The sequence below is a fragment of the Niabella sp. genome (genome assembly GCF_030150205.1).
Taxonomy (GTDB): Bacteria; Bacteroidota; Bacteroidia; order Chitinophagales; family Chitinophagaceae; genus Niabella.
On the sequence record NZ_JASLGT010000030.1, the window covers coordinates 200,697 to 207,818 of the forward strand.

A 7,122-nucleotide genomic window follows, 5' to 3' on the forward strand; every position below is an offset into this window, starting at 1 on the left:
TTGATATAGTTATGCAATATTATAATTATAATAAACGTTCCCGATTCATTTATATATACGCATACGCCGCTATGCTTATGTGGTGCTTTGCCGCTTGTACAAAAAACTACGAAAAATACAACCGCAACCCGCTTTTGGCCACAGATGAAGACGTTGCAAAGGATAACCTGCTGACCGGCTCTCTTTTATTAAGCATGCAAAAATCAGTCATCCCGGTTTCCGATTATTCCTACCAGCGCGGGCAAAATTTGATCGGTGATGTATATGCCGGTTATATGGGCGTTACGAAAGACTGGGATGCCTCCCGCAACACGACCACTTATGTTTTTAAACAAGACTGGATCGTAGAGCCCTTTAATGATGCCTTTTTAAAAGTGTTGCCTGCATGGAACCTGATAAAAAAGTCAGGAAAAACAACATCCGACGGGCTGGCGCTGGCAAATATCATAAAAGTGGCCTGTTTGCACCGGACCACAGACATTTACGGGCCACTTCCTTATCTTTCTTTTGGAAGCAATACCATTACCGCCAATGCATACGATGCCCAGGAACGCATCTACCAATCCTTTTTTAATGACCTGGACTCTTCTATTGCGGCGCTTACAGCATACCGGTTACAGGATTCGTCGTCGACACCCATGCTGGCATACGACCTGGTTTACGGCGGCAATTATTTAAAATGGATAAAATTTGCCAATACCCTCAAGCTGCGCTTAGCCATGCGTATCGTGTATGCCGATCCTGCCAAAGCCAAAAAATATGCGGAAGCCGCCGTCGCAAATCCTTATGGTGTGTTAACAACACCCGTAGAGGACGATGCATTGCTGAAAAGCATTAGCAGCGTGGATATTGCAAACCCCCTGGATATTATTTGCAATACGTATAACGATATTCGTATGGGGGCCTTCATGGAAGCCGTTTTACAAGGCTATAAAGATCCGCGTATGGCCGCCTGGTTCATACAATCCAAAGCACGGCCAACGGATGCTGAAGCAGGTTATTACGGCATCCGCAACGGGTTGCTGATTGATGATGCCAATAAATACAAGAGTTTTTCCAGGCTAAGGGTTACCTCCCGTACACCCATGCTGTGGATGCCGGTGGCAGAAGCGTATTTTTTAAGAGCAGAAGGTGCTTTACGTGGATGGAATATGAATGGCACTGCAAAAGAACTGTATGAAGCAGGTATAAAAGCATCTTTCCAGCAAAACCAGGCAGGGGGTGTTGGTGATTATATTGCTGATGATAAAAGTATTCCTGCCCAGTACAGCGATCCATTAGACGATGCCAATACGGTTTCTAACAGCGCTTATTTAAAAAAACCGGTTACCGTTGCCTGGAATAACGGCGATGATTTTGAATTAAACCTGGAGAAGATCATTACCCAGAAATGGATTGCGCTGTACCCGAACGGGCAGGAAGCATGGACAGAGTTCAGAAGAACAGGATACCCCAGGATCTTCCCGGTGGTGTACAATTTTAGCAGCACCGTGAGCACTACACGCCAGGTAAGGAGAATTCCCTTTCCCAATACAGAGTACAAGAACAATCCCAAAGGTGTGGCCACAGGGGTGGCGCTGTTGGGCGGCGGCGGTGATTTGGGCAGTACCCAGCTTTGGTGGGATAAGAAAAATAAATAAAAGGCTATTTTAAAAAATATTAAAATCAGTTATAAATGAAGTATCGTACAAAAAAAAATCTTCCGTTCCGCCATTTGTACAGGATTACAATGTTGATATGCTTTGGTGTATTTCTTTGTATTGGCCTTGCTGCCTGTAAAAAACAAACCATCCAGGAGCCGATTTATATTACAGATATACAAAAAGCCTATACCTATTCTGAAGCGTATTATACCAATTTACGAACCTACAAAAAATCGGACCACCAGGTGCTCTTTTCATGGATTGCACTGGACTCGCATGGGCCGTCCTGGGGGAACCATCCCTGGGGATTGCCGGACAGCATCGATATCGTAAGTATGTGGGGCGATGGCGGGTTGGATGACGCGGATAATCTTCGTGCAATAGACAGTACCCGGAAGCTAAAGGGAACGCGGTTTGTAGCAGTAAGTATTATTGGCGCGCAATTCGATGGTATTCCTGAAGATACGCCGGTAAAAGAAGCGATTGCGATTGCCGTTAAGCGCATGGTAAACCATGTATACAAATATGGCCTGGACGGGTATGATATCGATTATGAACCCAACCTTGCACCCGACGCCCTGGCGCAAAAATATATTGGTACACCTGAAAATCTTTCCATTTTTATTAAAGAGCTTTCGCGGTTTTTGGGGCCAAAATCCGGAACGGGAAAACTGCTGATCCTTGATGGTGAGATTGATAAAGTGCCGCCGGAACTGGGCCCGTATTTTGATTACCTGGTAGCACAGGCTTATTTTACTACAGGACCTGGATCGCTTCAAGGCCGGTATGATGCAGTGAGCAAGGTGATCCCTCCTGAAAAATTTATCGTTACCGAAGAATATCAGAAATTTTATACCGGGCTGTACGACGATAATACACCCAATACCGCCGCCGGCCCTATCCCCAGCCTGCTGGGGATGGCCTGGTGGCAACCTGCACAGGGCAGAAAAGGTGGCTGCGGCGCTTATCATGGCGAGATCGATTATAATGCCACCTCGCAATATAATACCATCCGCAGGGCGATCCAGATTATGAATCCCGCTGCCATAAAATAAAGCATGCCGGGTTCCATTTGATTATACAAAACAAAAGATATGCGAATAAAATTGAATAAAATAAATACTTCGTTGTACCTGTTCCTGTTCCTTTTTTTAGGAACTGGCTTACAATGTAAAAAAGGCGGCGGCGCCGGCAAAGGCGATGCCATCTACATGACCGGTGCTGATGTAGGCAGCCTGACTGTTTTTTATGCTTCACGCGCGGCAAATCGTTTTGCCTTCTCGGCCTCAGCAACCAACCTGGCAGGGCAGGATGAAGAGGTGGAGTTTATACCCCGCCCGGAGCTTGTGGCGGAATACAATAATCTCTACAGGGCCAGCTATGTGGCCCTGCCCGAAGGTAAGTATACGCTTTCGAAAACCACGGGTACCATCAAAAAGGGCGAACTACGCTCAGAAAATATAGCGCTGACCATTACCGATCCTGAGGTTACTGAAAAAGGTCCGGTGTATATGCTGCCGGTTACCGTACAAAAAAAAGGATCTGGTGGATACCCTGTATTGGAGGGGTCCAAAACGCTTTATATCGGCATCGCTAAGGCAACAGAAGGGTCGGTGGTAGAGCTTACGGGGCTGGGCGCACATATCTCTCCGCTTCAACCGTTGAAGGCTATTAATCCAAAGCTGGAGAACTTAAGCCAGGTAACCCTTGAGGGCCGGGTTAAAATATTTGACATGAGCGGGTTTTTGCCGACTATTTTTGGCGCAGAAGAGGCTTATATAATAAGAATCGAAAGCCTTAACAGGGATGATTACCCGTTTACAGTTGCGGGATCGCCCGCTAAAACGCCTACACTTACAAAGTTTTCAGCTTCCACAAATGTATGGTACCATGTAGCTGCTGTTTTTGATGCAAAGGCAGGAAGTTTAAGACTGTATGTAAATGGAAAACTACAGGCCGTTAGCGATGTTGGCCCGAACGCAACCGTTAATATTTCAAGGGACAACTGGAAAGGATTTCATATAGGTGCCTATGATGCCAGCGGAGACCGGCCAATCCTGGCCCAGTTCAGCGAGGTGCGGATATGGTCAACAGCACGTACGCAATCGGAAATTGCAACTACTGCCTGTGTGGTGGATCCGGCCACACCCGGACTGGAAGCCTACTGGCGTTTGAATGAAGGAGAGGGGGAGATTTGCCATGATGCAACCGGCCATGGGCATACGGCCCGTATTTACGGAAGTTATAAATGGGTAGCGGGCGTAAAATGCGGCGATTAGTGTAAACAAAAAATTATACGAATGAAAAATAATAGGATTAGTTATCAACATCATTGGGTGCTGCTGCTGCTCATGAGCTTGTTTTATGTTTCCTGTAAAAAGGATGCACCCAAAGTGTTGGATTCTTCAGCATTGAACCCGAAAGCATTATATGTTGCCTTCAGCAGTACGATAGACGGAACCAATACAGGCAGCTCTAATGTGCTGAACGCGCCGGACGGTTATATCCAGGATACCCTGAAGCGATTGCGTATGATCGCTTCCAGCCCGTCCGATTCGGACATTGTGGTTCATGTGGTGCTGGATACCACACTGGTAAGTCAATACAACAGCACTTCAAAGACCAATTACACCGCGGCCCCCCCCGATCAGATGAGCGCCACTGATCTAAGGCTCACCATCAGGGCGGGACAAACCGAGTCGGAACCCGCACCGATCTATATTAAAGACCTGGATATATTAACCAAATCCGGTGCCAGTGGTGTTGTTGCCCCTTACAGGGTAAAAAAGATCGAATCGCCCCAATCGGTCAACGTATCTACATCTGATAAAGCGTATGTCCTGTTTCGCGTTGCGGGTAAATTAACGGCAAGCATTGCCGCTGCCGGCCAAACCAATATCACTTATATACAGTCGCCGGCAGACCAGGCAAGGCATATAGGGCGCCCCATCACGTTCAATACCCTGTTAAACTATGCGGTTCCGGTAGAACGGGCTATTTCCATCAAACAGGATAACAGCCTTGTAGCAACCTACAACAGCAATAACGGTACGTCTTTACCGGCTTTTCCTGAAAACCAGGTTACCTTAAATAATGGAAATGCATTAAAAATACCGCCGGGGGTTACCACCTTTCCGGTATCGGTTATCGTAAAAGAATCGGCCATGCCGTTACTGGCTGGGGCAGACAAGTATGTGCTCCCGCTGCGGTTAGAAGAACAGCCATCCGCTTTTATCAATACACCAGGCAATATCATCTACCTGGTTATAGCCAGGGAAGTAAATAATATCGATGTGGATAATACCGGGTTAACCGGTACTGTAATAGACCGTGCATCCTGGTCCATTACAGCCAGTTCGTTTCATGATGCCGGTTTTCAGACGTTTACGATCAGGTCTGCGATCGGTAAAGGGGTGGGCAATGAAGCTTCGGGGTGGTTAAGTGCCCCTACTTCCGGCAGCTCCTGGTGTATGCTGGATATGGGCAGCACAACAACGGTGAAAGGATTCAAAATGGTTCCCCAAACATTTTTTGGACTCCGGTATAACATTGCGTTGATGACGGTGCAGTCCAGCAATGACGGCGTCAGCTGGACAGAGCAGGGCACCTTCAGGGGCATTGCGTCAGCGGCCTCTTTAAGCGCAAAAGAACCGCAGCAGGTAAAATTCTATGTTCCGGTTACTGCACGTTATTTCAGATTTAATATTTCCAGGAATTATAGTACATATGATGGTGGTGGAACAGGGAATGAAAATTATTTACAGAATGCGGTAGGCATAGCCGATCTAACAGCCCTGCAATAAAAGTGCAATACCGCCGGCTATCCATCCCGGCTTGGAGAAACTACTACTTATAAACAAATGAATGTAAACCATGATATCGATTCGCAGGACTTTTAGCAATACAATACGCAATTTATTATTGCTTTTGACAGGAATATTTTTGTTTTCCTGTGATAAATACAAAGGAACAGACGTATACATAACCGGGGATGCGCTGGTGTATGCCGCATCGGGTAACCAGGGATATAACGTGCTGAACGGAGCAAGTATGTCCGTATTCCGTAATACCGTGCTGTCGGAAACCAGTGTTGCGTTTCCTGCTGCGCTTACACGCCCGGTGGACAAGGACGTACAGGTAACGGCCAGCATTGATACTGGCCTGGTAAAAGTGTATGATAGTATCTTCCAACCGGCAACACCATCGCCCTCTTTACCCTATGCCCTGTTTAAGTTGAATGCGGGTATGGTCACTATAAAAGCGGGCGAAACGGTATCAGCCGACTCGTTTTATTTAAAACAGGGCGACTTTTCAAAAGTGCTGGGAGGAACGAATACGTATATTGTTCCGGTTGTATTGCAAACCACTGATAAAAATATTCCTGTGAGTGCCACCCGGCAGGTGATGTATACAAAAATACAGGTAAGCGCAACAGCCGCTGGCATTGCCGGTCTGAACAATGCGGCTGTAACGGACAATATTATTGAAAAAGCCGGTAATGTGTTTAAGGGAGCGGATATGGTATATCTGAAAGGAGTGTTGAACCGTTCTGCGCCTGAAGATGTATCGATAAAAGTGATGGACAATGCGGCATATATTAACGATTTCAACAAAAAGAATGGTACGGCTTATGAGGCATTTCCGGAAGGCGCTTACCAGTTGGTGAAAAATAGTGTAACGGTGCCGGCCGGAAAAACAACATCAAAGGATAGTATTGCCGTTAAGCTTACGAATTTATCCGTCTTTCAGAAGGATAAAGAATATTTGCTGCCATTGGAAATTGTGAATGATAACAATGCTGCATCGCTCCCCATAGACGTTAGCCGGAAAATAGCATACATACATATCAGTATATTCGAAAACAATGTGGATGCCTCCAACAGCGACCCCTCAGGCACAGTAATGAACCGGAGTGGATGGAGCGTAACGGCAAGTGGCAGCTTTTCGGGGAATGGGATCAGCAGGATCCTGGACGGAAACAACAGTACCGCCTGGGATTCTGACGGAAAATTACCGGCATGGATACAGCTGAATATGGGTACATCACAAACCGTAAAAGGGTTCCGGATCGTACCAAGTTATGAATATACCGGGGATAACTTCATCAATATGGAAGTGTACTCAGGCAATGATGGCGCCATATGGAAACTGGAGGGTAAATATGTTGGAACAGTTACCGGCAGCAGTTCTTCTGCTACCAATCCGGATATTAAGGTGGTGCGGTTTATAACGCCCGTAACTGCCCGTTACTTTAAATTCAATATCACTAAAACAACGGATGGCAGATATGCGGGCATGGGCGAGTTGAACGGGGTAGAATAGCAGATCTGCGGTCATGCCGGCGGGCAATAACGATTTATAATGAACCGCGTTCAAAATGATCATTGGCATTTCGCTGAGTAGCCGGTACGCAGCAGGTGAGTTATTCTGATATAGGGTTCTATGGCATTCATAAACAATATCCCAATACAAAGCGTGA

5 protein-coding genes are annotated in these 7,122 nt (G+C 46.4%); all 5 read left to right on the top strand.

Annotated elements, in window-relative coordinates; genetic code table 11:
* Positions 1-11 precede the first annotated feature (11 nt).
* A complete protein-coding gene (locus Q1V85_RS22840; protein WP_300603737.1) occupies positions 12-1,640 on the top strand; it encodes a SusD/RagB family nutrient-binding outer membrane lipoprotein in 1,629 nt (542 codons plus the stop codon).
* Positions 1,641-1,675: 35 nt separating this feature from the next.
* Entirely contained in the window at positions 1,676-2,698 is a 1,023-nt protein-coding gene (locus Q1V85_RS22845) for a glycoside hydrolase family 18 (protein ID WP_300603740.1), read from the top strand.
* Between the two features lie 39 nt (positions 2,699-2,737).
* Complete coding sequence (locus Q1V85_RS22850) at positions 2,738-3,922, top strand: DUF1735 and LamG domain-containing protein (RefSeq protein WP_300603743.1); 1,185 nt, start codon at positions 2,738-2,740, stop codon at positions 3,920-3,922.
* 21 nt (positions 3,923-3,943) lie between these two features.
* Positions 3,944-5,446, top strand: coding sequence for a DUF1735 domain-containing protein (locus Q1V85_RS22855; RefSeq protein WP_300603746.1), 1,503 nt, complete (start codon positions 3,944-3,946; stop codon positions 5,444-5,446).
* A gap of 124 nt (positions 5,447-5,570) precedes the next feature.
* Positions 5,571-6,965 carry a DUF1735 domain-containing protein gene (locus tag Q1V85_RS22860; protein WP_300603749.1) on the top strand — a complete coding sequence of 465 codons (1,395 nt, stop codon included), beginning with the start codon at positions 5,571-5,573 and terminating at the stop codon, positions 6,963-6,965.
* The last annotated feature ends 157 nt before the right edge of the window (positions 6,966-7,122 follow it).

What these genes read in the sequence shown, in the direction of transcription:
- Q1V85_RS22845 (WP_300603740.1), top strand. Translation starts at nt 1,676, where the DNA reads ATGAAGTATCGTACAAAAAAAAATCTTCCGTTCCGCCATTTGTACAGG.
- Q1V85_RS22855 (WP_300603746.1), top strand. Translation starts at nt 3,944, where the DNA reads ATGAAAAATAATAGGATTAGTTATCAACATCATTGGGTGCTGCTGCTG.
- Q1V85_RS22840 (WP_300603737.1), top strand. Translation starts at nt 12, where the DNA reads ATGCAATATTATAATTATAATAAACGTTCCCGATTCATTTATATATAC.
- Q1V85_RS22850 (WP_300603743.1), top strand. Translation starts at nt 2,738, where the DNA reads ATGCGAATAAAATTGAATAAAATAAATACTTCGTTGTACCTGTTCCTG.